The organism is Paenibacillus sp. NPDC058174, assembly GCF_042883865.1.
Taxonomy (GTDB): domain Bacteria; phylum Bacillota; class Bacilli; order Paenibacillales; family Paenibacillaceae; genus Pristimantibacillus.
Genome location: NZ_JBHVUY010000006.1, coordinates 97,969 through 120,410, shown reverse-complemented (window position 1 = coordinate 120,410; position 22,442 = coordinate 97,969). Strand labels below are relative to the sequence as shown.

Sequence of the window (22,442 nt, the reverse complement as noted above, 5' to 3'; positions counted from 1 at the left end):
ACTAGGCACCAGCCCGCTTACAATTCAGCCGATGGTCCGCCTACGGCCACACCATCGGCGAATTGCTTCAGCTTCTCATGAATGTCGGCGCTCGTCCGGCATTCCAGCAGTTGAGGAAGCAAGGCTCGGCTGTCCTTCTGACTTGTAGAAAGCAGCCGCTCCTTCACTTGCAGAATCGAGTGCGAAGACATGCTCAGTTCATCCACATCAAGGCTCAGCCATATTGGCAGCGCCCGCAAATCCCCGGCAAGCTCCCCGCATACCCCCACCTTGATGCCATTCCGCTTCGCCGCTTCCGCCGTCAGCTTCAGCATCCGGAGCACAGCAGGATGGAACGGTTCATACAGATGCGAAATCTCCTCGTTCATCCGGTCAACCGCAAGTGTAAATTGCACAAGGTCATTTGTTCCAATGCTGAAGAAATCGACTTCCTGTGCAAGCAAATCAGCGATAATGACCGCTGCCGGCACTTCAATCATAATGCCAACCTTCAAGCCTTTGTCGAAAGGAATGCCTTCCGCTTCCAGCTCGCGTTTGGCCTCTGCAAGCACCGCATTAGCGGCTCTAACCTCTTCTACTGACGAAATAAGCGGATACATCAGCTTGACCTGTCCATAAAAGCTGGCCCTCAGCACGGCGCGGAGCTGGGTTTTGAATAAATCCTTGCGATGCAAGGAAATGCGGATCGCCCGGTAACCAAGAAACGGATTATCCTCTTCCGTCATATTAAAGTAATCCAGCTGCTTGTCGCCGCCGATATCGAGCGTCCGGATAATGAGCGGCTCGCCCTCTAGACGTTCTGCCACGCTGCGGTATACCTCGAACTGCTCTTCCTCTCTTGGGAAGCGGTTGCGGTCCATATAAAGAAATTCGGTACGGAACAGTCCAACGCCGTGCGCACCGCTCGACAATGCGATTTCAAGCTCTTTATACGAGCTGATGTTTGCGGCCAGCTCCAGCATTTTGCCGTCTGGAGTAACCGGTCTATGTCCTGCAATGCTGTTCAATTGCTTTCTCGCTTCCTTCTGCACGCTCTGGAGCTCGGAGTACTTGTCGATGAGCGGCTGCTCAGGGTCCAAATACAAGGCGCCGGTCGAGCCGTCGATAATGAGCGACTGTCCGGTCTGTATCGGTTCCTCCAGCTTCGCTTCTACGCCTACGACAAGCGGAACCCCCAGCGCCCGGGCCATAATGGCGGAGTGGGAGGTCGCGCTTCCGACCAGCGTCACGATACCGAGAACGTTTTGCGGATTGATATGGGCCAGCTGGGAAGGCGACAGCTCCTTGGCAATTAAGATGAAGGGCAGCGTATCCGATGGAAGTGTAATTTCAGGCGCGCCAAGCAGATGCTTCAACAGCCGGTTGCCGACATCCTTAATGTCCAGCGCGCGTTCCTTCATGTAATCGTCATCCAGCAAATCGAACATCGTCACAAAATGGTCGATCGCCTCCTTGACTGCAACCTCCGCCGCTTTATATTGGCGCTGGATGATGCCTTGAATTTCGTTCATGAAGACCGGATCGTCCAAAATCGCAATATGCGCATCGAAAATATTCGTCTCATCCGCGCCGACCACTTCGCGTAGCTCGTCCTTCATCTGCTCAATCTCATGCTTTGATGTGCGGATTCCCTCATACACCCGTTCGAACTCGCGGGCGAAATCCGCGACATCGACGCGTTGCTCCGGAAATTCCCACTCCCAGCTCGGCAAGACGAAGGACTTGCCGATCGCAATGCCTGACGACGCTCCAATTCCTTGTATCATTGTCCTTCCCCTCCACTGTTTCTCTCTTTAAGTACAACGGACATTACCGAAGACTGCCCTTTCTTGACTGCCTTAAACGGAGCAAACCGCCACGAACGGACTAAATCCGAATTCGTAATCACCATAGGCGTGGCGATTGATTTGCTTTCTTTGCGGATGCGCTGCAAATCAAATTTCACCAGCAGCGCTCCGGGCAGCACTTCATCGCCTTCCTTCACGACGGCGTTGAAGTAGCCCTTGCCCCCCAGCTGAGACGTATCGATGCCGATATGAAGCAGCACATCAAGCCCTTCCGGCGTGCGGATGCCGACGGCATGCATCGTCGGGTACACATGAATGATTTCCCCTTTTACCGGCGAGACAAGCTCGCCCTTGTCCGGAATGAAGGCGACCCCTTCTCCGACAAGCTTGCCTGAGAATATCGGGTCCGGCACCTCTTCCAGCGGAATCATCCGGCCTTGCATCGGAGAGCTGAACAGCACTTGCGCTTGATCACGCTGAATCGATTTGATCATCTCGCCCCGGATCAATTCCGAGTATGTGCCGAAGACAACCTGCACATTGCCTCCGCCCAAGCGGATAACGCCGGCTGCGCCCAAATTGCGCAGGGCATTAATGTCGAGCAATCGCTCATTCGCGACCTTAAGCCGCAGTCTCGTGATGCAGGACTCCATCTGAATGATATTGTCTTTGCCCCCGATAGCTTGCAAAATAAGCGGAGCGCGGTACGGAATATCTCCCGCCCACTCATCCAGCTGCGAGCCTTCCTCCCTGCCGGGAGTCGGAATACGGAACCGGTTAATGGCCCATCGGAACAGAACATAATACACAATGCCGACGATGATGCCGATCGGAATAAGCAGCCAGCCTTTCGTCGCCAGATGCAAGTTGATAATATAATCGATCGCACCGCCGGAGAATGAGAAACCGTGACGGATGCCAAGCTCATAGGTCACCCACATAATGACGCCGGACAGCAGGGCATGTACCACGAACAAATACGGCGCGACGAACAGAAAAGCAAATTCAACCGGCTCCGTTACCCCCGTCAGGAATGACGCGAGCGCCGCAGACAGAAACGTTTTGCGGATCTTCGGCTTCAAATCTTCCCTTGCCTCATGAATAATCGCAAACGCGATGGCAGGCAAAGCGAACATCATGGTCGGATACATGCCTCCCATGAAATAACCGGCCGTCGGGTCGCCTGCGAAGAAGCGCGGCAAATCGCCGTATACCATCGAACCGTCTGCCGTCTCGAATCCGCCGATCTGAAACCAAAAAACATGGCTGACGAGATGGTGCAGGCCGAATACGACCAGAATCCGATGGACAAAGCCGTATAGAAACACGCCAAAGCCGCCGCCTGAGGCGACGATTTCACCAAGCTCGACGAGCATCCTTTCGATATAAGGCGCAATGCCAACCATAGCAATTGAGAATACCACCGAGACAGCGCTTACGAACAGTGGTACAAAGCGCGGCCCTCCGAAAAACTGAATATATTCCGGCAGACGCAAGTTTTTAAATCGTTCATAGCTGAACCCGGAAATCATCCCGATTAGCGAGCCGATGAACACAGTTGGTTCAATCTTCAAATCCGCTGACCCGGTGATGCTGACATAAATGACCATACCGGCCAATGCAGCCATACCGGCGGCGAGTGCATTACTCGTTAACCCCAATGAGATGCCAATGGCAAAGAAATACGGCAAAAAGGTAAATATTGCTTCGCTTGCAGTCTGCAAATAGCCTGACATTGCAGGCATTCCAATCATTCCCCAAGGAAGCTGGCTGAGAAATAAAAATATCGCCGCACCCGGAAGCACGATCATCGGCAGCATAAACGCTCTGCCAAGCTGCTGAAAGCTTCCCAAGAAATTCAATTCCGCACCTCCTTGCCTTTCACTTGTCTATTAACGATGGTAAGGGTTCCCCGCGTTTTTGTCAAAGCATGGAGAGAACGCTTTCTCTTCGTCCTGCGCAATAAGAAAAGGCGGGCCTCACAGGCCAATGTCATTAAGTTAACCTAACCTTAATGACATTGCCTGGCAGGCCCGCCCTACAATCGTTACCCGTTCGCTTTGCCTTGCGGCAGCAGAATGGAATCCTCTACCTTGATGCAGCGGTCCATGATGACGTTCAAGCCGCCTTCAGCGGCGATACGAGCTGCTTCATCATTAGCGATGCCAAGCTGCAGCCACAGCGTCTTCGCGCCGATAGCAACGGCTTCCTCGGCGACCGGAGGCGTATGCTCCGGACGGCGGAACACGTTGACGATATCCACCTTCTCCGGAATATCACGAAGTGAAGGATAGCTTTTCTCTCCCAGAATCGTCTCCGCATTAGGGTTGATCGGAATGATCCGGTATCCCTTCGCTTTCATCGCTTCAGACACCATGTAGGATACACGGTCCGGCTTTTCAGATAAGCCAACTACAGCAATCACATTGCTCTCCTGCAGCAATTCCTTAATTCGGTCACGGGATGGATTCTCAAAAGCCATTCGTAAGCCCTCCTTTATCATCACAGCATCAGCTTGCAATCGTTATTCTACCCATTCTACGTTCGCGCCGAGCGCTTTGAGATGGTCGAAATAGATCGGGTACGATTTGGCGACATGATGCGCGTCACGGATACGCAGCGGCTGCTTGGCGCGCAGGCCGACAACCGTAAGCGCCATAATGACCCGATGGTCATAGTGCGCATTAATTTCCACGCCGCCTTCTACGCCTTCCGGACGGCCATGCACGATAATCTCGCTTTGGCGCTCCTCTACATTGGCTCCCGCTTTGCGAAGCTCGTTCAAATAATCGGTAATCCGGTCGCATTCCTTGTAGCGCAAGTTCTCTACATCATAGAAGCGCGAAGTGCCTTCTGCGAATACAGCCGCAGCAACCATCGCCAGTACTGCGTCCGTCGCCTGATCGCCGTCGAACTCAACAGCCTTCAGCTTGCCGTTACCTTTAACGTGTACGATACCGCCTTCATGCGTCATCGGCACTTCCATCATTTTCAGCACGTCAACGACAGCACGCTCGCCTTGCTTGCTCTTCTCTTCCAGACGGTGCACGATAACGTCCGAATTCGTAACAGCCGCAGCTGCAAGAATCGCTGCCGATCCCGGGTAGTCGCCTTGTACGGAGTAAGTTTTAGCCTGATAGCTTTGGTTGCCTGGAACGCGGTAGTGCATCAAGTCCTCGCTGGCATGAATGACGATGCCCGCTTGCTCAAGCACCTCCAGCGTCTGGCCGACAACAACCTTCGATTTCAGATCATGCAGCACTTCAATCTCGCTGTCCTCTTTCAGCAGCGGAGTCAGGAACAGCAATGCGCTCAGAAACTGCGAGCTTACGCTGCCGGACACTTGAATTTTGCCGCCAACCGGCTGGCCGCCGCGAATGCGGATCGGCAGCTTGCCTTCGTTATGCTCTACCGAAACGCCGATTTGACCAAGCGCATCGATCAGATCGTTATGGGGTCTTTTGCCCAGCGAATCCGGGTATTTGTTGACAAAGGTTACATCCGGACAAAGCGCAGCAATTGCCATCAGGAAACGGAGAACCGCTCCGGCATTGCCGACATCCAGTGTATCTACAGCCTTCGGATTTTTGCCAAACCCTGTAATGACGATTTTCTCGTCGTCTTCCTCAACAACTGCGCCCAGATCCCGGATACAGCGGCGCATTGCATCGCTGTCTTCGCTGTGTGCAGGGTAGTAGATCGTGCTCGTTCCTTCTGCCAATGCTGCAACGAGCAGGTAGCGAGTCGTATAATTTTTCGAGGAAAGCGCCTGAATTTCGCCCTTCAGTTCGGGCGTAGGAGTAACGATAACATCCATAGTGCTGCAAGTCTCCCTTATTTATATAGTAGTGTGCGGGCAATGCCCGGAGTTAAACAATGGCTATGCCTGACTGCTGCGGCTATGCAATTGAAGCAATATCGCTTCAGCCGCCTCGTTCGCCGTCAAAGCTGTCGTATCCATCTGCAAATGAGCGAAATCATACGCATGCTTGCGCGCTTCCATAATCCGGTTCACATTCGCTGCAACGTCGCCTTGCAGCAAGGGACGTGACGTATCCGATTTGACCCGCGATATGATGTGCTCGGCATCCGCTTTCAGCGCGACAACGAAGCTGTTGTCCAGCATCGCGCTTCGGTTGCCCTCAAGCAGCACGGCTCCGCCGCCCGTCGCAATGATCGCATTGCCGCCAGCCTCCAGCAGCGAAATCAGCGTCTTGCTCTCTATGGCGCGAAAGCCCGCTTCACCTTCGGCTGCGAAAATATCCGAGATTTTCCTGCCTTCCAGGCGCTCGATCTCTTCATCCGAATCATAGCGTGCCCAGCCCAGCTTGTCCGCCAGCAAGCGGCTTACTGTCGACTTCCCGGTTCCCATGAAACCGACTAATACAATTTTGCCGTTAGCTTCTTGTCCCAAGTTAGAGCGCCCCACTTTTATGAATAATTCCGACTTTGTCCCAAATATCATATCATTTTTTGCAGCGAATAGGGTATAAAAAAGTTGCATATGCCGTAATGATGATAATGATGCTTATTTAAGCATAAAGTTATAATCCTATAACAAACCGATAGGAGTGACAACGGCATGACTCTAAACCGCCGCAACATCCCGCCGCCGCATCCGGCAGATTCGCGCCTGAGCCGAATTCTTCATCCCGATCACCCGTTATGCCGCGAGGACGTCGTCTGGATGCTGGAGTATATTAAAAAAAAGGTGGCTGACGAAGATCCCGCCTTAACGGAACTTTCGCAGCCACGCTTATTGAAAAACTTTCATTGCTTCGCGGAAGCAGCGATGTCGCTCGTCCACAGAAGGCACTGCTCCGCACAGGAAGCCGGCCGCCTGCGTGCCTGGCTGATCGAAGCCGCGTACGGCTTGACGACGACGCCAGGTACGACCGAGCTGCACCGCAAAACGAATGCCGATTAGTTTTGCAGCCAGTTGAAGTGGAAGCTGCCTTCTTTGTCCACACGTTTGAACGTATGTGCGCCGAAGTAATCGCGTTGCGCTTGCAGCAGGTTAGCTGGCAGACGCTCGGAGCGGTAGCTGTCGAAGTAAGCCAGCGCGCTTGCGAAAGCAGGAACCGGAACGCCATTCGTTACAGCTGCAGCTACAACTTCACGCCATGCGCCTTGGTACGACTCGACGATGTTTTTGAAGTAAGGGTCGAGCAGCAGGTTTTTCAGGCTTGGATCGTTGTCGTAAGCATCTTTGATGTTTTGCAGGAAGCCGGCACGGATAATGCAGCCGCCGCGGAATATCATTGCGATGTCGCCATAGCGAAGGTTCCAGTCATACTCTTCCGAAGCTGCGCGCATTTGAGCAAAGCCTTGTGCATACGAGCAAATTTTACTTGCAAACAGCGCTTTGCGAACCGCTTCGATGAATGCCGCTTTGTCGCCTTGGAAAGGAGCTTTTGCCGGGCCGCTCAGCACTTTGCTTGCTGCTACGCGCTCTTCTTTCATAGCGGAGAGGAAGCGTGTGAATACCGACTCGGTAATGATCGACAAAGGTACGCCCAGGTCGAGGGAGCTTTGGCTTGTCCATTTGCCTGTGCCTTTTTGGCCAGCGGAGTCCAAAATCACGTCAACCATCGGTTTGCCTGTTTCCGGATCGTATTTCGAGAAGATGTCCGTCGTAATCTCGATCAGGTAGCTGTCGAGCTCGCCTTTGTTCCACTCGGAGAAAATGCTGTGAAGCTCTTCCGTGCTTACATCAAGCACGTTTTTCAGCAGGTCGTAAGCTTCGCAGATCAGCTGCATGTCGCCGTACTCGATGCCGTTATGAACCATCTTCACGTAGTGGCCAGCGCCGTCCGGTCCGATGTATGTGCAGCAAGCGTCGTCGCCCACTTTAGCGGAAATCGCCGTCAGAATCGGCTCAACCAGCTTGTACGCGGATTCTTGGCCGCCAGGCATGATGGAAGGGCCTTTCAGCGCGCCTTCTTCGCCGCCCGAAACGCCTGTACCGATAAAGCGGATGCCTTGCTCTTCAAGCGCTTTGCTGCGGCGCTGCGTGTCAGGGAAGTAAGCGTTGCCGCCGTCGATGATGATGTCGCCTTTATCCAAGTGCGGAACGAGGGAATCGATTGTCGCGTCAGTACCAGCGCCAGCTTGTACCATGATCAGGATTTTGCGCGGGGATTCCAGCGATTGCACGAACTCTTCGATTGTGTAAGTAGGAACGAGATTTTTGCCAGCGGCTTCTTGGACCAAATCATCCGTTTTCTCGCGGGAGCGGTTGTATACCGAGACGGTAAACCCTCTGCTTTCAATGTTAAGGGCCAAGTTTTTGCCCATTACTGCCAATCCGATAACGCCGATTTGCTGTTTAGACATCTGGTTTGTTCCATCCTTCTCTATAAAATTTTGGTGATCAAATGGTGATCAATAGCTCTATATTACTCTTTTTAGACCGAGAAGAAAACTATTTACGCACATTTTGTCGTTCCTGGCGCATCCAATTCGGAACCTGTCCCGCTTCATCATTCCCTTTCATTCGAAAATCATCATAAAAAAGGCAACAAAAAAGACGGAAGCGACATCCTATCCGCTTCCGCCTATAAACCCGGGGTCAAAGCTCAAGCTGCAGCATCTCCGAACGAAGCAGCGCCAGCTTCTCCTTCGAATCTGCAATCAGCTGCTCGTTGTTGTCCTGGAGCGCGTCATACAGCACTGACAATTCATAATCGAGCTCGTAACGCAGCACGGCTGCACGCTCTTCCGCTCTTTTGGATTGAAACGCCTTGATCATTTCTTCTATTGTAACGAAAGGCTTTTTCTGATAAACAATTCGATGCTCCATACCGGACACCTCCACAAGTCGTATGATCTCGCCGAACATAATGTTCTCTATGACGATTTGACGATCCTTGATCCGCTTGACCACCGCATGTCCACGTGAGTCGTTAATCAGCTTTTCTAACAGCTCCGACAGCTTCTCGTCTTTAATAATATAATCACCGACAATTTTGTAGCGGCTTTTCATTCGTTGAAACCGAAGCTTAACGAGCTTTCGGCCGGTCCGAATGGAAATTAAAAACTGCCCCTCCGTCTCGCTCCAATACAAGGAGTACCCTTCCTGAATGAGATCACGGATGAGGTTTTGGATTTGCCGGCGGTCAAATCGCAGCTCCAAATTACAATATTCGACTTCGTAGCTCTTATTCACGGCAATCCCTCCCTTTACTCAGTTGACGAAATGTTCTGACAATTTGTTCTTATCCCTATCTTATACTTCATCTTATGTTATGGCAACTTGGATTATTGACTAATTTTCAGCTTAAGCTTGCCAAAACTTAAAAAATAGGACAGAGCCCGCTTATTCAGCCAGACCTTGTCCTCTTTTAATGGTAATTTTTATAGACAGTTGTCCAGTTTCTGCTTCATGGCGGCTGCGATCGCGCATGCCTCATCAACTGAAACCACTTGCGGCTCCCCCGATTCCCGCCATTTCAGCTCCACTTTGCCGTCCGCAGCAGCTTTGCCGACGACAATTCTTAGCGGAATGCCGATCAGATCGGAATCTTTGAATTTTACACCCGGGCGCTCATCCCGGTCGTCGAGCAGCACCTCCAACCCGCTTGCCGACAGCTTCGCATACAGCTCCTGGGCCGTTTCCGCCTGCTGCTGATCTTTCATGGACACCGGTATGATATGAACCTGGTACGGCGCTATCGCATGCGGCCATCTGATGCCTCCTGCATCATGGTGCTGCTCCACAACAGCGGACAGCAAGCGGGGAAATTCCGATACCGTAGCAGCCCATAATGAACGGCTGCTCTTGGCCGGCCGCATCGATGAAACGGGCGTTCAGCTTGTCGCTGTATTTCGTTCCAAGCTTGAACACTTGCCCGACTTCAATACCGCGGCGGAACACAAGCTGCCCTGTCTGGCAGCGCGGACAGGCATCGCCTTCGGCGGCATTCCGGAAGTCACCGCGAATGCCAAGCTTGAAGTCAATGCCCGGACGGATTCCGCTCCAATGATAGTCTGTTTCATTTGCCCCTGCTATTCCGACCGGCATATCGGCAACAGCGTCATCGGCAGCAACTGTAATCGTCAATCCGGCCGGACCTGCAAATCCGACTGCTGCTCCGGTTGCCCTCGTCACCGTATCGGCATCAGCCAGCTCCAGCTCGTTAATCGACAGCGCATGCTGAAGCTTGAGTTCATTAACCTCGTGATCCCCTCTGACCAAGACGGCAAGCGGAGCTCCGTCCGCCAAATAAATGATCGTCTTAATGATGTCGGCTGCACGGCAGCCAAGCGCTTGAACAAGTGCATCAACACTCCGAATGGAAGGCGTATGCAGCTTTACCGGCTCCGTTGTCCGCAATTGCTGCTGCTGCCTGGTCCAGACAGCTGCTTCTCGCCTGAACTCTGCTTTTTCCAAATTGGCCGCATAATCGCATTGATCGCATACAGCAATCGTATCCTCCCCGATATCCGCCAATGCCATAAATTCATGGGTGCCGCCATCGCCGCCAATCGTGCCCGGATCTGCTTCAACCGCACGGAACTTCAAGCCGATCCGGCTGAAAATCCGGCTGTATGCATCGTACATGCGCCGATAGCTGCGATCTAGACTTTCCCAGTCTGTATCGAAGGAATATGCATCCTTCATCAGAAATTCACGGCCCCGCAGCAATCCATAGCGGGGACGCTTCTCATCGCGGAATTTCGTCTGGATCTGATACAGCGTCACTGGCATTTGCCGGTAGGAATGCAGCTCATTCCGTAAGAGTGCCGTTATGACCTTCATGGGTCGGCCCTAGAGCAAATTCACGGCCCTGCCGATCCTTCAGCCGGACAAGCTCCGGCCCGTATTTGTCGTAACGCCCTGATTCCTGCCACAGCTCCGCCGGCTGCATGGCCGGCAGCAGCAGCTCTTGAGCGCCGGCTTCCTCCATACCCTCATGCACGATGCGCTCCAGTTTTCTTAACACCCGCCGGCCAAGCGGCAAATACGTATAGATGCCTGCGGCAAGCTGGCGGACAATGCCAGCGCGAAGCAGCAGCTGGTGGCTGACCGCTTCGGCATCCGCAGGCGCTTCACGCAGCGTAGGCATCCATAGTTGGGATTGTTTCATCGTAAAATTCCTCCTGCTTAAGTTTAAAAATAAAAAAGAGCGCATTCGTAAGGGACGAATGCGCTCGTGGTACCCCCTTATGCAGCTGTCCTCGTAACCGGACGGCCGGTACGGGGACTGCTCTTGTTTAGGTAACGGGGCGGATCCATGTCCGTCCCGGCTTCGCCGCATTGCTGCAGCCAAGCAGCTCGCAAGGCAGGGCAACGCTCTATTCGCACATGGAAGCTTCCAGCCTATGGCTTCCTCTCTGTGACGGACGCGAATGGAGGTTATATCCTTGGTCAACGCTGTTCATATAATCGGCAATCTGTTAAGCTTTCGATCAATTTACAGCATTACCCATATGCAAGTCAAGAGAATTATTGCAATATTCAATCTTATATGGCACAGGCCTGCAGAGTTTGAGGCTAGTTCGTGCGGTTAGGACGAAGTACAGCTGCCCCAAACGCAGTCAGTACAAGAGCGAACAGCAGCAGAATGCCCAGCTGGAGCTGTATGTCGCTGACCGTTCCGCCTGCGCTTAGCCGGTCGAACGCTTGGATGGTCCATTTTTGCGGCGTGAAGTTAGCCAGCTTCTGCATAAAGTCCGGCATCAGCGACAACGGCCAGAAGCAGCCGCCGATCATGCAGGTTGGCGTAATGAACAAATTGTTGATTTGACCGAGCTGAACACTATTTTTCACCAAGCCTCCTATAAGCGTAGCCATGCCTACTGCTGCCAGCAGGAAGCATTCCAATACGAGAAACAGCGGACCGAAGGGAACACCCGACATAAATCCGAACATGAAATGCGAGATGCCGAACACGATGAGAAGCTGGAACGTGCCTAGCAGCATACTGCCCGCGAAGTTGCCAAAGGCGATGTCCAGTGCCCGGAGAGGGGCTGCATACATTCTCGCCATCGTCCGCTGTTCGCGATCCTCCATCACAAAGCCGATGGACCGGCTGACGAGCAGCATGACGAACATGATCATAATGCCGATCACTTCCGGACGGGAAACCGCCTGCCCAAGCCTCATCGATTCTTCGCGAACGGAAGCTTTGCCCTCGCCTTCCTTGTCGAGGATCGAGGCCAATAGCTGATCCCGCTGCCCGTCACTTGAGGCTTTAACCATCATGGCCGCTGCTGCCAGCTTCCTCGCCTCGCTCTGCAGCTCCTCAGTGAGTGAGGCGCTCCACAGCTGTTCGCCCATTCGGTAGATGGCGGCTTGCGGTGTCTCTTCGGCCAGCAGCTTCGAGGTGAAATCAGCCGGAATCAGAACAGCCGCATGGGCTTTGCCCGCTTGAATCGCATCGATCAAATCCTGCTCCGCAGCATTGGGCGCTTCTACGATTTCATAGCTTCCATTTTGCCGCAGCGACTGTTCCACATAGCTTCCCATCATGCCTTGATCCTGATTGGATATTTGCACAACGGCCTTGCTGTCTGACGAGCTGGAAAATAATCCGGCAATCAGCGACAATGAGATAGCCGGTATAAGAATATTGAGCAAAAAGTCCCTTTTCGTCCCCATTGTGCGGCGAATAAGATGAAAGGCGATGACTCCGATTTTACGCATGCTTTTTCACCACCTTTGGCAGTCTGACAACTCCAATTAACACCAAGCAAAAGGCGATTGCAGCCAAAATTCCGATTCCGCTCCATATCTTCGAAGGATCATTCTCATACATAACTGTCCTCAGCACCTCATTAGCCCAATAGTTAAGCGTATATTTGCCCGCTCCTCCGACCATTTGATCAATATTCGGAACCATGCCTCCGCTTAGAAACGTCATAACGAAAACGAAGACGCCAAACAGCGTTTGCAGAGATTTCGTCGAATCGACTAGAGAGGCCAATGTGACGGCCAATCCAGTACCCGCAATAACCGTCAGCAGACAGGTCAGCGCAATCCATCCTGCACGTCCGCCCCAATCGACACCGTATACGACCGCTGAGAAGCCGATAATAACAACAGCCTGCAAGCCAGCCAGCGCCAGAGAGCCAGAGAGTATGCCTGCAACCGCTTTGCGGAAAACCCCGGGAACAGCATAGATACGCTGGAGCGTTCCCCGGCTTCGCTGATTCATAAGCGATAACGCCGCCGACATGCCGCCATACAGGAGAAACATGATCAGATAAGCCGCAGCGTAATATTGGACGGCCGATACCGATTTGAAGACGTCCTCCTTGCCGCCCGACACGTTGCCTACCCGGAATATCGGCTCTTCCGCTGTGGCCGCCTCATTACTTGACGAAGCTGCAGCCGAAGATGCATAGTCAGCGCCCAGCGTCTCCATCGCTGCCAGATTTAAATTGGTATTAGCCATATAGGAATCGATGACTGCCCTGACCGCAATATTCCGATCCTCATACCGGCCGGGAAAAGCGGTCCATTCCGCATGCTGGCCCGTTAAAATCCGGCTCGAGTAATCTTCTGGCACGACTACGCCATAGTCCGCCGTTCCCTCGCGTACCATATCTTTGACTTCCGTCTCCGAAGCTGCGTTCAACCTGTCAATATAAGTTCCAATCGACGGGTCATTCCAGAACGAATCGATGCCGGATCGCAGCTCCCCTTGATCATTGATATAAACCGCCACTTTAGCCGGCTTCATATTCTCACCAAAAGCGTTCCCCAATAGAAAAATCAACACAAGCGGCAGTGCCGTCAAGAGAAGCAGCATCGAGCGCATCTTGCTGTATTTAATGATCTCGTAATAGACCGTCGTCCACCATACCCGCATCTTGCAGCCTCCTATTCATCGCGCAGCTTGCGCCCGGTCATTTGTAGAAACAGCGTTTCGAGGTTCGCTTCCACTCGCGTTATTTTACGCAAGCCGATACCATGCTTTTGCAAAATAAATAGCAGATCCTGCAGGACAGACGGCGAATCCTTCACGGCAACCTCAATCGTCTTATCCTCCGCTTGCTCCTCGCACCGTTTCACCGCAGGATGCTCAGCTATTTCGGCAAGTGCCTGACCATCAGACCGTTCAACTTCGAATATAAGCCGCTCCTCTTGGCCGGACTGCTTCTTCAGCTGCTCCTTTGTGCCGATTGCAATTAACTTTCCTTCATCCATAATGCCGATTCTGGAGCAAAGCGCCTCGATTTCCTCCATGTAATGGCTCGTGTAGATAATCGTAGAGCCCAGCCGGTTGAGCTCCCTTACCGATTCCAAAATATGATTGCGTGATTGCGGATCGATGCCGACCGTCGGCTCATCCATAATAATGAGCTTTGGACGGTGCATGATGGCGCAAGCAATGTTAAGACGCCGTTTCATGCCGCCCGAGAACGTGGAGGGTAAATCCTTGGCCCGCTCCTGCAGCCCGACAAAGCGCAGCGCCTCGTCGACCCGTTCCTTCAGCAGCTTGCCCGACAAGCCGTACAGTCTGGCGAAGAAAGTAACGTTGTCTCTCGCCGACAAGCCTTCATAGATCGCCAGCTCTTGCGGCACGATTCCGATTCTTTTCTTTACTTCAAGCGGCTGCTTGCGAATCGAGAAACCGTCTACCGTAATATCGCCGCCATTCATCTCCAGCAGTCCGGCAAGCATTTCAATCGTCGTGCTTTTACCCGCTCCATTCGGGCCAAGCAATCCGAACACTTCGCCTTCGGCGATTTCGAAAGTCAGGTGGTTGACAGTCAGCGTCGTATCGTATTTTTTCACAACGTCGCGGAACTTCACAAAATTCATGTTATCTTCATCCTTCCGGTTGCTTCATTTGTTATCATTGTATAAAGAAAAGCTTCTCGTTGCAGGTCTACAAAGTCATCTTCTGCAGATGACTAAAGTCACCTTGGCTTACTCAGGCAACCGGATAATGCTATAATGCAACCATAAGCGGGCTTGCCGGCATGTGCCGCAGCACCGCGAACCAGTTCCGGGGAGCCTAGTTGCTATGATGAATCTGCTGCACCGAATTCGAAGCCTGCTCGTTGCCGTTCCTGCGGTCGTCACGATTCTCAGCATCGGTCCGGGCGACTATATCGGCTACACGGCTTATATGCTGATCGCCTTGCTCATCGTCCGTGCAGGCAAGCTGTTTCCGGGAATAACCTTGCCGCTGCTGCTGGCAGAGCTGTTCTACTTCAGCTGGCTCGCCAGCACGTATAACGGCATCCTGTTTCTGCTCCCTTTCGCAACGCTGATCGGCGCTTTTGCCGCCAAGCCACCCGCATGGACCGCCTTTGCATGGACACTCGGCGGCGGAGTACTGCTTGCCGTGCCGCTGCAGGCTGAGGAACCTAAAGTTATAACCGCAATATTATTGCTCTGGCTCATGACGGCGGGCATCCTTGCAATCGGCAATGCCAACGCCGCGAAGCAGCACCAGACGGAGCATTTATATGATGCGCTTGCCTTAAGCCATGAAGAGCTGGAGGCAGCCAGGCGGCGCTTGATCGACTATGCTTCCCAAATTGAGCAATATGCGCAATTAGAGGAGCGTAATCGCATTGCGAAGGATATTCATGACGATCTTGGCCACCGACTTATTCGCGTCAAAATGATGTCGGAAGCGGCGATTCAGCTATTTGATGCAGACACGCCGCGCGCCCGGACGATGATCGAGCAAATTCGCGACCAGCTGCAGGACAGCATGGAACGCATGCGCCGCACGGTGCGCAGACTGGCTGCGCCCGAGGACAGTGATTCGAGGCGGTATGCGCTTGACCGGCTTGTTGCCGATTCCGGCGAAGCACTCGGGATAGAGGTCGGCTTTACGGTTCAAGGCGATATGCAGCCAATCTATCCCAGCATCGAGCTGATTCTGTTCCTGAATGCGCAGGAGGCGATTACGAATGCAGTGCGGCATGGCGGAGCGTCGGTCGTTGACGTTACGCTGCATTTCCTTGGAAAAAGCGTTGCGCTAACGATAGCCAACAATGGGGCTTTGCCGAAGGAGCCGCTAGCTGCCGGACTTGGCATCAGAGGGATGAAGGAGAGAATCGCATTGATCGGAGGCCGTCTGGAATGGCGGACCGAGAAGCGATTTGAGATTACGACGATTATTCCGCTCACCGGAGATGCCGCGCGGCGTGCCGAGACTGTGCAGGAGAGGAGTATGCAGCCATGATTAAAGTACTGATCGTCGACGACGATCCTTTTATCCGGGAAAGCATGATGCTTATTCTCGGTTTAGATCCGGAGCTTGAGGTGGCCGGAACTTGCGGCAACGGCCGTGAAGCAGCCGAATTTGCGGCGAATACGCCGGTTGATGTCGTCCTGATGGATATCCGGATGCCAGAGTGCGACGGCGTAGAAGGAACCAAGCTGCTGCAAGCGCTCGAAAAACCGCCTTGCGTGCTTATTCTCACTACCTTCGACGATGATGAGTACATCGCGCAAGCGATCCGAAACGGAGCCAATGGCTACTTGCTCAAAAATGTATCGCCGGGCCGCATCATCGCCGGCATCAAAACCGTCCATGACGGATCGCTGCTCATTCATCCGGCTATTGCCCGCAAGCTGGCCGGCATGCTGGATCGCCCCTCCTCTCCGGCCGCAGAGCTTGCGCCGGCACCCGCGGATTCTTCCGGCAAGCTGGGCGCCTACGGCCTAACGCCGACGGAGCAGCAAATCGTCCGCCATATTGCAGACGGGCTGTCCAATAAGGAGATCGCTGCTGCGCTATTTTTCAGTGAAGGCACGGTAAAAAACTATATATCGGAAATATTGGGGAAGCTGGAGCTTCGGGACCGTACGCAACTCGCAATTTTCTATTTAAAACTTCCGGGCTAAACGCCCGTTCATAAGGAGATGGACTTGATGACTGCACCAACAACTGCTGCTACCGCTGCCGCTGAGGCGTTTCACGGCTTCGAGCAAGCCGATTTCGACGTCTTTCACATAGAAGGACTAGAAGAAAGAATGGCTGCTATTCAAGATAGAATCCGGCCAAAATTTCAAATTATCGGCGAAGAGCTGACGCAGGAGCTTGCGCTGCATGCCGGCAACGAGATGTTTCTGCATATTGCCAAGCATGCCCGCCGCACGGTAAATCCTCCGAAGGATACGTGGATGTCGATCTGCGACAATAAGCGCGGCTACAAAGCGCATCCGCATTTTCAGCTGGGCTTGTTCGACGATCATCTGTTCCTTTGGCTCGCCTTGATCTATGAAGTGCCGAACAAGAAAAACATTGCCGCAACCTACCTGAATCAGCTTGATGATGTCATTGCCGCTGTGCCGAAAAGCTTCGAAATTTCCCTTGATCATATGAAAAAGGAATCGACTCCGGTGGCCAGCATGTCCAGAGACGATTGGAGCAAAGCGCTCGTACGCTTCCGTGACGTTCAGAAAGCGGAGCTGCTTATTGGCCGCCATATCCCGGTCGGCGATCCGCTGCTCAGCGACGGCAAAGCGCTGCTGCAGGCTGCTTCCTCAACGTTCGAGACGCTAATGCCGCTGTACCGGCTCGCGCGTTCGTAACGGGCGAATTCATAATCAAGAAAGAAGCCGGCCCATGGCAGTGATGCCACGGGCCGGCTTCTTTCTTTTACAGTTGGCTTCGTCAATTAATGCACCGACTGAGGAGCCAGTGCCTGCTGAGTAACGCGGCGCTGCTTGCGTGAAGCCCGGAAGAACAGCAGCTCATAGACGCAAGGCACGATGACGATTGTCAGCAGCGTCGCCGCTGTCAGACCGCCGATAACGACAATTGCCAGACTTTGCGATACGATGCTTCCGGACTCATGCGAGCCGAACAGCAGCGGCAGCATAGCACAGATGGTTGCCACAGCCGTCATTACGATCGGCCGCATTCTCGTCGTCGCCGCTTCGATCAGCGCTTCGCGAATCGGCATGGTTGTCTCGTTCTGCTTCACCCGGTCAATGAGCACGATCGCATTCGTGACGACGATGCCAATCAGCATCAATGCTCCGAACATAGCTGTGAAGTCCGGCGTAATCCCGGATATGAGCAAGCCGATAACTGCGCCAATTGCGGCCAGCGGCAGCGAGAACATTATGGCCAGTGGCGCACGCAGCGTCTTGAACGCCAGTACCATAATGAGATAGACCAGCCCGATCGAGATGAGCGCCGTTACGCCCAGATCGGCAAAATCATTCATTTGATCGGCGGAAGCACCGCCGACCGACAGCTTTACGCCATCAGGAAGCGTGAGTTCATTTACAGCTTTATTGATATCTGCTCCTACAACAGACAGCTTGCTGGGCTCCGCTTCTGCTGTTACCCGGACATACGTCTTGCCGTCCTTGTGATAATAAAGGCTTGGCTCTTCCGTACGAGTCAGCTTGGCAACGGAGGATACGGGCTGCGGACCGCTGCTGGTCATAATGGTCAATTGTTCAAGCGCCTGCTCTGTCTCCGGATTGGCTGCTGGCTGCAGCATGACAGGCGTATCTGCGCCTTCCACTTGAATCGATCCGACTGGCACCGGATTAAGCAAGCTTTGCAGCTGTATCGCCACATCCTGGCCTGTTGCCCGGGCCGGATCTACCTTGAAGGCATACACCGGCTTTTTCTCCTCCTGGTTGCTTTGCACCTTCAGAACGCCGTCCACCTTGCTGATTGCAGCAATTAACAACTTGGCGGTCTCATCCAGCTTGACGGCATCCCCGCCCGTAATATCGACATTGATCGTGGAGGAGCCGCCGCCCATCATCAAATCGATGGCATTAACGGTGAGCGTGGCATCCTCGTAGTGTGCTTTTTGCGCCTTAACGTTCGCCATGAAGAGCTCTGCATCGGCACCAGACTTCAAATCAATTGTATAATTCACTTGAGTTGGTGACGATACCGCCCCCTGCTTCGCCATATCGGCGCTGTTGCCGGAATTCATCAGCACCCATTCGACTGACTTGTCAGCTATAATAAATGCTTCCAGCTCCTTCCCTGCCTCCACGACGGTTTCGCGTGGCGTATCGTTCGGGAAGGCAAGCGTAGCTGTCACATTCTCCGCGCTGGAAGAATCAAGCGCGCCTTTCGGCATTGCGACGTAAGCGCCGATTGAACCCGCGAACAGGATGACAGCAATCGTTAGAGCGACAGCTTTATGCTTCAAGTTCCAGCGGATGAAAGCCGAGATTTTCGGCGAGCCCTCATGCGGCTTCTCTTTCGTTCCTTTCAGCAGCAGCCCGCTCAGCAGCGGAACTACTGTCAAAGCGACCAGCAAAGAAGCAAGCAGCGAATATGCAACCGTTAGTGCAAATGGCAGCAGGAATGCCTGCAGCGAGCCGCGAAGCAGTCCCATCGGCAGAAATACAGCGACCGTTACGAGTGTAGAAGCCGTGATAGCACCGGCAACCTCTTTCGTCGCATCTTTGATGACGGAAAGCGAGAAGGGCTCCTTTTGCAAGCGGCGGTATATATTTTCAATGACAACAATACTGTCATCGACTAATCGCCCTACGGCGACTGCGACGCCGCCCAGCGTAATAATATTGAGAGATACACCGGACAATTGCAGCAAATAAAGTGTAATGCCAAGCGATAATGGAATTGAAACGATCGTTACAATCGTTGCTCTCACGTTGCGCATGAACAGCAAAATGACGATTGTAGCGAACAGCGCGCCAAGCAGCACTTCACGAAGCATGCTGTTGACCGATGTGACGATGGAATCGGACGTGCTGAGAACGACGGATGGCTCTATGCCTGGAATGTCCGCTTTTATCCGTTTAACCGTCTCATTAATACCCTTGCCGACCGTAACGGCATTAGCATCCGCCGCTTTCGATACCGTAAACAGGATGGCATCCTTGCCGTTCATCCGGCTAATGCTCTCCTGCTCCTTATCAAACTCCACAATCGCGACGTCGCCGAGCTTAATGCCATTCGCTACAGGCAGCTCGCGCAGCGTCTCCAGACTCGTTACTTCATCGTACACCTTCATATTGCCAGCAGCACCGTCAATGTTCCGCTCCCCGATTGAAGCCGATATGCCGCGGCCTTGGAGAATGCCCATCAACGATTGCGGAGGAATGCCCAGCTCAGTTAACCTGTCAGTCAAAGGGGTCAGATGGATGGCCGGCGCGGATTGGCCCATCGTCGTAATGACGCCTGCTCCTTCGGTTTTCTGAAGCTCCGTCTGAAACTGCTTGAGCTTCTCGCCCTTCTGCTGCTCGCTTAACTCGCCGTCGAAGGTCAGCGTAATCCATGCGATCGGAATCATCGACGTAGTGTAGTGGGTGACGAACGGCGGCATGACGCCTTGCGGAAGCGGCAGTTGAGAGACCGCCCGCTCCACCTCAAGCTTAGCCTCCTTCATGTCCGTCTTCGAATCAAAATTCAAATTAACTTGCGCATAGCCTGTACCGGATGAGGAAAACATCGCCGTCTTCCCTTTTGTAAACATAAGCGCCTCTTCCAGCTTGTCGGTAACCTGCACCTCCATCGCTTTTGCATCATAGCCGGGGCCGATAGCTGTTACCGTAATTTGCGGATTGTCCGCTGCAGGCAGAAATTCCATTGGAAGCCGAAAGTAGCTTACTGCCCCCATAGCCAGCGCCATGATGACGATCAGGATGACTGCCGCTTTATTGCGGAATGACCAGTCCGTTAATTTGCTCATTTGCTTTTCTTCTCCTTCTCCATTCCAGGATTATCTTTGTTTTTGTCATAACTAAGCATAGCCGGAAGGAAAAATCTTCAAAAACGTCTAGAGACTGTTCTTGATTTGAGACCTTAGTCGGAAACAAGCTCCGACCATAGTCGAGGAAGCAAGTATCTTCCGCATCAACCTTCTTTTCGTTATATTAAAGAAGAATGATACAATTCCCATTTAGGAATGGAGCGTGAACCGATGTCCGAGGCGAGTTCTGCTGTATTGGCGGTAGAGGTTTCGGGGATTCAGCGGCAGTTCAAAGGCGTTACCGTGCTGAACGATATTACTCTATCGATTCCGCGAGGAGAGTTGTTTGGACTGCTTGGTCCTTCAGGTTCTGGAAAAACGACATTTATTAAGCTGATTACGGGAATTGACCGCGCGGATTCCGGAAGTGTTCGTGTACTGGGCCAGCAAATGCCCCAGCTCGCCCTATTGGCCCGAATCGGTTATATGGCACAATCCGATGCGCTCTATAATGAATTGACAGGAAGGCAAAACCTGGCGTTTTTCGGAGCCATGTATGGTTTGAAAGGACAACGGCTGCAGGACCGCATTCGGGCTGTCGCCGAACTTGTCGATCTGGAAGCCGATTTGAACAAGCAGACTGGAGCCTATTCCGGCGGTATGAAGAGAAGGCTGTCGCTCGCCATCTCGCTGCTCCACGAACCGGAGCTGCTCGTCTTGGACGAACCGACGGTTGGCATCGATCCGCTCCTGCGCCAATCTATCTGGCGGGAGCTTGCCGGATTAAGCAAGCAGGGCGTTACAATCATCCTAACGACGCATGTCATGGATGAAGCCGAAAAATGCGACCGGCTGGGTCTGATTCGCGGCGGCAAGCTTATCGCAGCAGATACACCCGAAGCGCTTGTACAGCAGTCAGGCGGCACTACGATTGAGGAAGCCTTTATCGCATTCGGCCGCGAAGGGGGCGTTATGGCATGAGAATTCGAGCGCTTGCACTGCGCATCATCCGGCAATTTATTCGCGACAAACGAACGCTGGCGCTGCTCTTCCTTGCCCCGCTGCTTATTCTCAGCCTGATGAAGCTCGTCTTTGACGGTCAAGCGATCGTGCCGAACATCGGTCTGGTTGATGCGCCTGCAGGCATTACCGAACAGTTCGCTAAGCTGCAGGACTCGGGCATTACCTCTTACGGGGCGGATGCCGAAGCTGCCGAAGCTGCGCTAAACAGCGGGAAACTGGATGCTATCGTTCACTGGGATGGCGTCAAGCCTTCCTTGACGCTGGAGGGAAGCGACCCTTCCATCAGCCGCAGCGTATTGCTGAAGCTGCAGACTGCACTGCAAGCCGGACAGCAGTCGCCTTCTTTCGATGTTGTCTATCTGCACGGGGGAGCTGATATGGCCTCATTTGACTCTTTTGGCCCGGTGCTCATCGGCTTTTTCTCTTTTTTCTTCGTATTTCTGCTGGCAGGCGTCTCCTTCTTGAGAGAGCGGACCAGCGGAACGCTGGAGCGACTGCTGGCAACGCCCATTCGGCGCATCGAGATTGTCATCGGGTACTTGGCTGGCTTTGGCCTGTTCACGTTGGCGCAAGCGACGCTGATCGCTTGGTTTTCCGTTGATGTTCTAGGGCTCTACATGGTCGGAAACATTCTCTACATGCTGGTGATCAATTTGCTGCTCTCCCTAACCGCCCTTACACTCGGCACGCTGCTATCCTCTTTTGCGAGCAGTGAATTCCAGATCATTCAGTTCATTCCGATCGTCATCGTACCGCAAGCGTTTTTCTCCGGCCTGTTCAATCTCGATGCGATGAATCCGCTGCTGCAAAAACTCAGCTACATCATGCCGCTGTATTACGGTGCAGACGCGATGAGAGGCATTATGATCCGAGGTGAAGGCTGGGCCGAATTTCAGAACGATGTCTATGTGCTGGCGGCCTTTTCGCTGCTGTTTGCGCTGCTGAATATAATAGCCCTCAAGAAGCACCGCCGGCTGTAGACGCCAGAAAGGCCGATTTCCTGAATGGAAATCGGCCTTA

17 protein-coding genes and 1 pseudogene are annotated in these 22,442 nt (G+C 53.2%); 6 read left to right on the top strand and 12 right to left on the bottom strand.

The window, feature by feature from the left end; genetic code table 11:
• Window positions 1–17 precede the first annotated feature (17 nt).
• The 5 genes from ptsP to ACFVVF_RS23780 form a co-directional block, all read right to left on the bottom strand.
• Window positions 18–1,766 carry a phosphoenolpyruvate--protein phosphotransferase gene (ptsP, locus tag ACFVVF_RS23800; protein WP_387814939.1) on the bottom strand — a complete coding sequence of 583 codons (1,749 nt, stop codon included), beginning with the start codon at window positions 1,764–1,766 and terminating at the stop codon, window positions 18–20.
• On the bottom strand, window positions 1,763–3,649 hold the full coding sequence (locus tag ACFVVF_RS23795; protein WP_387814937.1) for a glucose PTS transporter subunit IIA: 1,887 nt from the start codon (window positions 3,647–3,649) through the stop codon (window positions 1,763–1,765). Before ACFVVF_RS23795 ends, ptsP begins: the two co-directional genes overlap by 4 nt.
• Window positions 3,650–3,834: 185 nt before the next feature.
• A complete protein-coding gene (locus tag ACFVVF_RS23790; RefSeq protein WP_387814935.1) occupies window positions 3,835–4,269 on the bottom strand; it encodes a CoA-binding protein in 435 nt (144 codons plus the stop codon).
• A gap of 42 nt (window positions 4,270–4,311) precedes the next feature.
• Window positions 4,312–5,604 (bottom strand): 3-phosphoshikimate 1-carboxyvinyltransferase, encoded by a 1,293-nt coding sequence (gene aroA / locus ACFVVF_RS23785; protein WP_387814933.1) that lies wholly within the window; start codon window positions 5,602–5,604, stop codon window positions 4,312–4,314.
• 63 nt (window positions 5,605–5,667) lie between these two features.
• Window positions 5,668–6,252: a shikimate kinase gene (locus ACFVVF_RS23780; RefSeq protein ID WP_387814931.1), complete on the bottom strand. Its 585-nt coding sequence runs from the start codon at window positions 6,250–6,252 to the stop codon at window positions 5,668–5,670.
• Between the two features lie 117 nt (window positions 6,253–6,369).
• Here ACFVVF_RS23780 and ACFVVF_RS23775 point away from each other — a divergent pair, with 117 nt between their 5' ends.
• Window positions 6,370–6,714 (top strand): hypothetical protein, encoded by a 345-nt coding sequence (locus tag ACFVVF_RS23775; RefSeq protein ID WP_387814929.1) that lies wholly within the window; start codon window positions 6,370–6,372, stop codon window positions 6,712–6,714.
• On the opposite strand, the gene gndA is transcribed toward ACFVVF_RS23775, so the two are convergent.
• The 6 genes and pseudogenes from gndA to ACFVVF_RS23745 form a co-directional block, all read right to left on the bottom strand.
• Window positions 6,711–8,123: an NADP-dependent phosphogluconate dehydrogenase gene (gndA, locus tag ACFVVF_RS23770; protein WP_188892950.1), complete on the bottom strand. Its 1,413-nt coding sequence runs from the start codon at window positions 8,121–8,123 to the stop codon at window positions 6,711–6,713. The genes ACFVVF_RS23775 and gndA overlap by 4 nt on opposite strands.
• Window positions 8,124–8,358: 235 nt before the next feature.
• Window positions 8,359–8,955 carry a hypothetical protein gene (locus ACFVVF_RS23765; RefSeq protein WP_387814926.1) on the bottom strand — a complete coding sequence of 199 codons (597 nt, stop codon included), beginning with the start codon at window positions 8,953–8,955 and terminating at the stop codon, window positions 8,359–8,361.
• 188 nt (window positions 8,956–9,143) lie between these two features.
• Window positions 9,144–10,876: pseudogene (locus ACFVVF_RS23760) on the bottom strand (proline--tRNA ligase).
• A gap of 407 nt (window positions 10,877–11,283) precedes the next feature.
• Window positions 11,284–12,435 (bottom strand): ABC transporter permease, encoded by a 1,152-nt coding sequence (locus ACFVVF_RS23755; RefSeq protein ID WP_387814924.1) that lies wholly within the window; start codon window positions 12,433–12,435, stop codon window positions 11,284–11,286.
• Window positions 12,428–13,603 (bottom strand): ABC transporter permease, encoded by a 1,176-nt coding sequence (locus tag ACFVVF_RS23750; RefSeq protein ID WP_387814922.1) that lies wholly within the window; start codon window positions 13,601–13,603, stop codon window positions 12,428–12,430. The genes ACFVVF_RS23755 and ACFVVF_RS23750 overlap by 8 nt, the downstream gene beginning before the upstream one ends.
• A gap of 11 nt (window positions 13,604–13,614) precedes the next feature.
• Entirely contained in the window at window positions 13,615–14,559 is a 945-nt protein-coding gene (locus ACFVVF_RS23745) for an ABC transporter ATP-binding protein (protein WP_387814920.1), read from the bottom strand.
• Between the two features lie 205 nt (window positions 14,560–14,764).
• Between ACFVVF_RS23745 and ACFVVF_RS23740 the strand changes: the two genes are divergently transcribed.
• The 3 genes from ACFVVF_RS23740 to ACFVVF_RS23730 are packed head-to-tail and all read left to right on the top strand — an operon-like array spanning window position 14,765 to window position 17,295.
• Window positions 14,765–15,940, top strand: a complete 1,176-nt coding sequence (locus tag ACFVVF_RS23740; RefSeq protein WP_387814918.1) for a sensor histidine kinase — start codon at window positions 14,765–14,767, stop codon at window positions 15,938–15,940.
• Complete coding sequence (locus ACFVVF_RS23735) at window positions 15,937–16,605, top strand: response regulator (protein WP_387814916.1); 669 nt, start codon at window positions 15,937–15,939, stop codon at window positions 16,603–16,605. Before ACFVVF_RS23740 ends, ACFVVF_RS23735 begins: the two co-directional genes overlap by 4 nt.
• 27 nt (window positions 16,606–16,632) lie before the next feature.
• The gene (locus ACFVVF_RS23730) at window positions 16,633–17,295 is read left to right on the top strand and encodes a DUF1054 domain-containing protein (RefSeq protein ID WP_387814914.1); all 663 of its coding nucleotides are present in this window, start codon (window positions 16,633–16,635) and stop codon (window positions 17,293–17,295) included.
• 86 nt (window positions 17,296–17,381) lie between these two features.
• Here ACFVVF_RS23730 and ACFVVF_RS23725 read toward each other — a convergent pair whose 3' ends face one another.
• Window positions 17,382–20,399, bottom strand: coding sequence for an efflux RND transporter permease subunit (locus ACFVVF_RS23725; protein ID WP_387814912.1), 3,018 nt, complete (start codon window positions 20,397–20,399; stop codon window positions 17,382–17,384).
• A 231-nt stretch (window positions 20,400–20,630) separates the two neighbouring features.
• Between ACFVVF_RS23725 and ACFVVF_RS23720 the strand changes: the two genes are divergently transcribed.
• Together ACFVVF_RS23720 and ACFVVF_RS23715 are read left to right on the top strand one after the other, a co-directional pair.
• The gene (locus ACFVVF_RS23720; protein WP_387814910.1) at window positions 20,631–21,380 is read left to right on the top strand and encodes an ABC transporter ATP-binding protein; all 750 of its coding nucleotides are present in this window, start codon (window positions 20,631–20,633) and stop codon (window positions 21,378–21,380) included.
• Complete coding sequence (locus ACFVVF_RS23715) at window positions 21,377–22,402, top strand: ABC transporter permease (protein ID WP_387814908.1); 1,026 nt, start codon at window positions 21,377–21,379, stop codon at window positions 22,400–22,402. The genes ACFVVF_RS23720 and ACFVVF_RS23715 overlap by 4 nt, the downstream gene beginning before the upstream one ends.
• Window positions 22,403–22,442 lie beyond the last annotated feature (40 nt).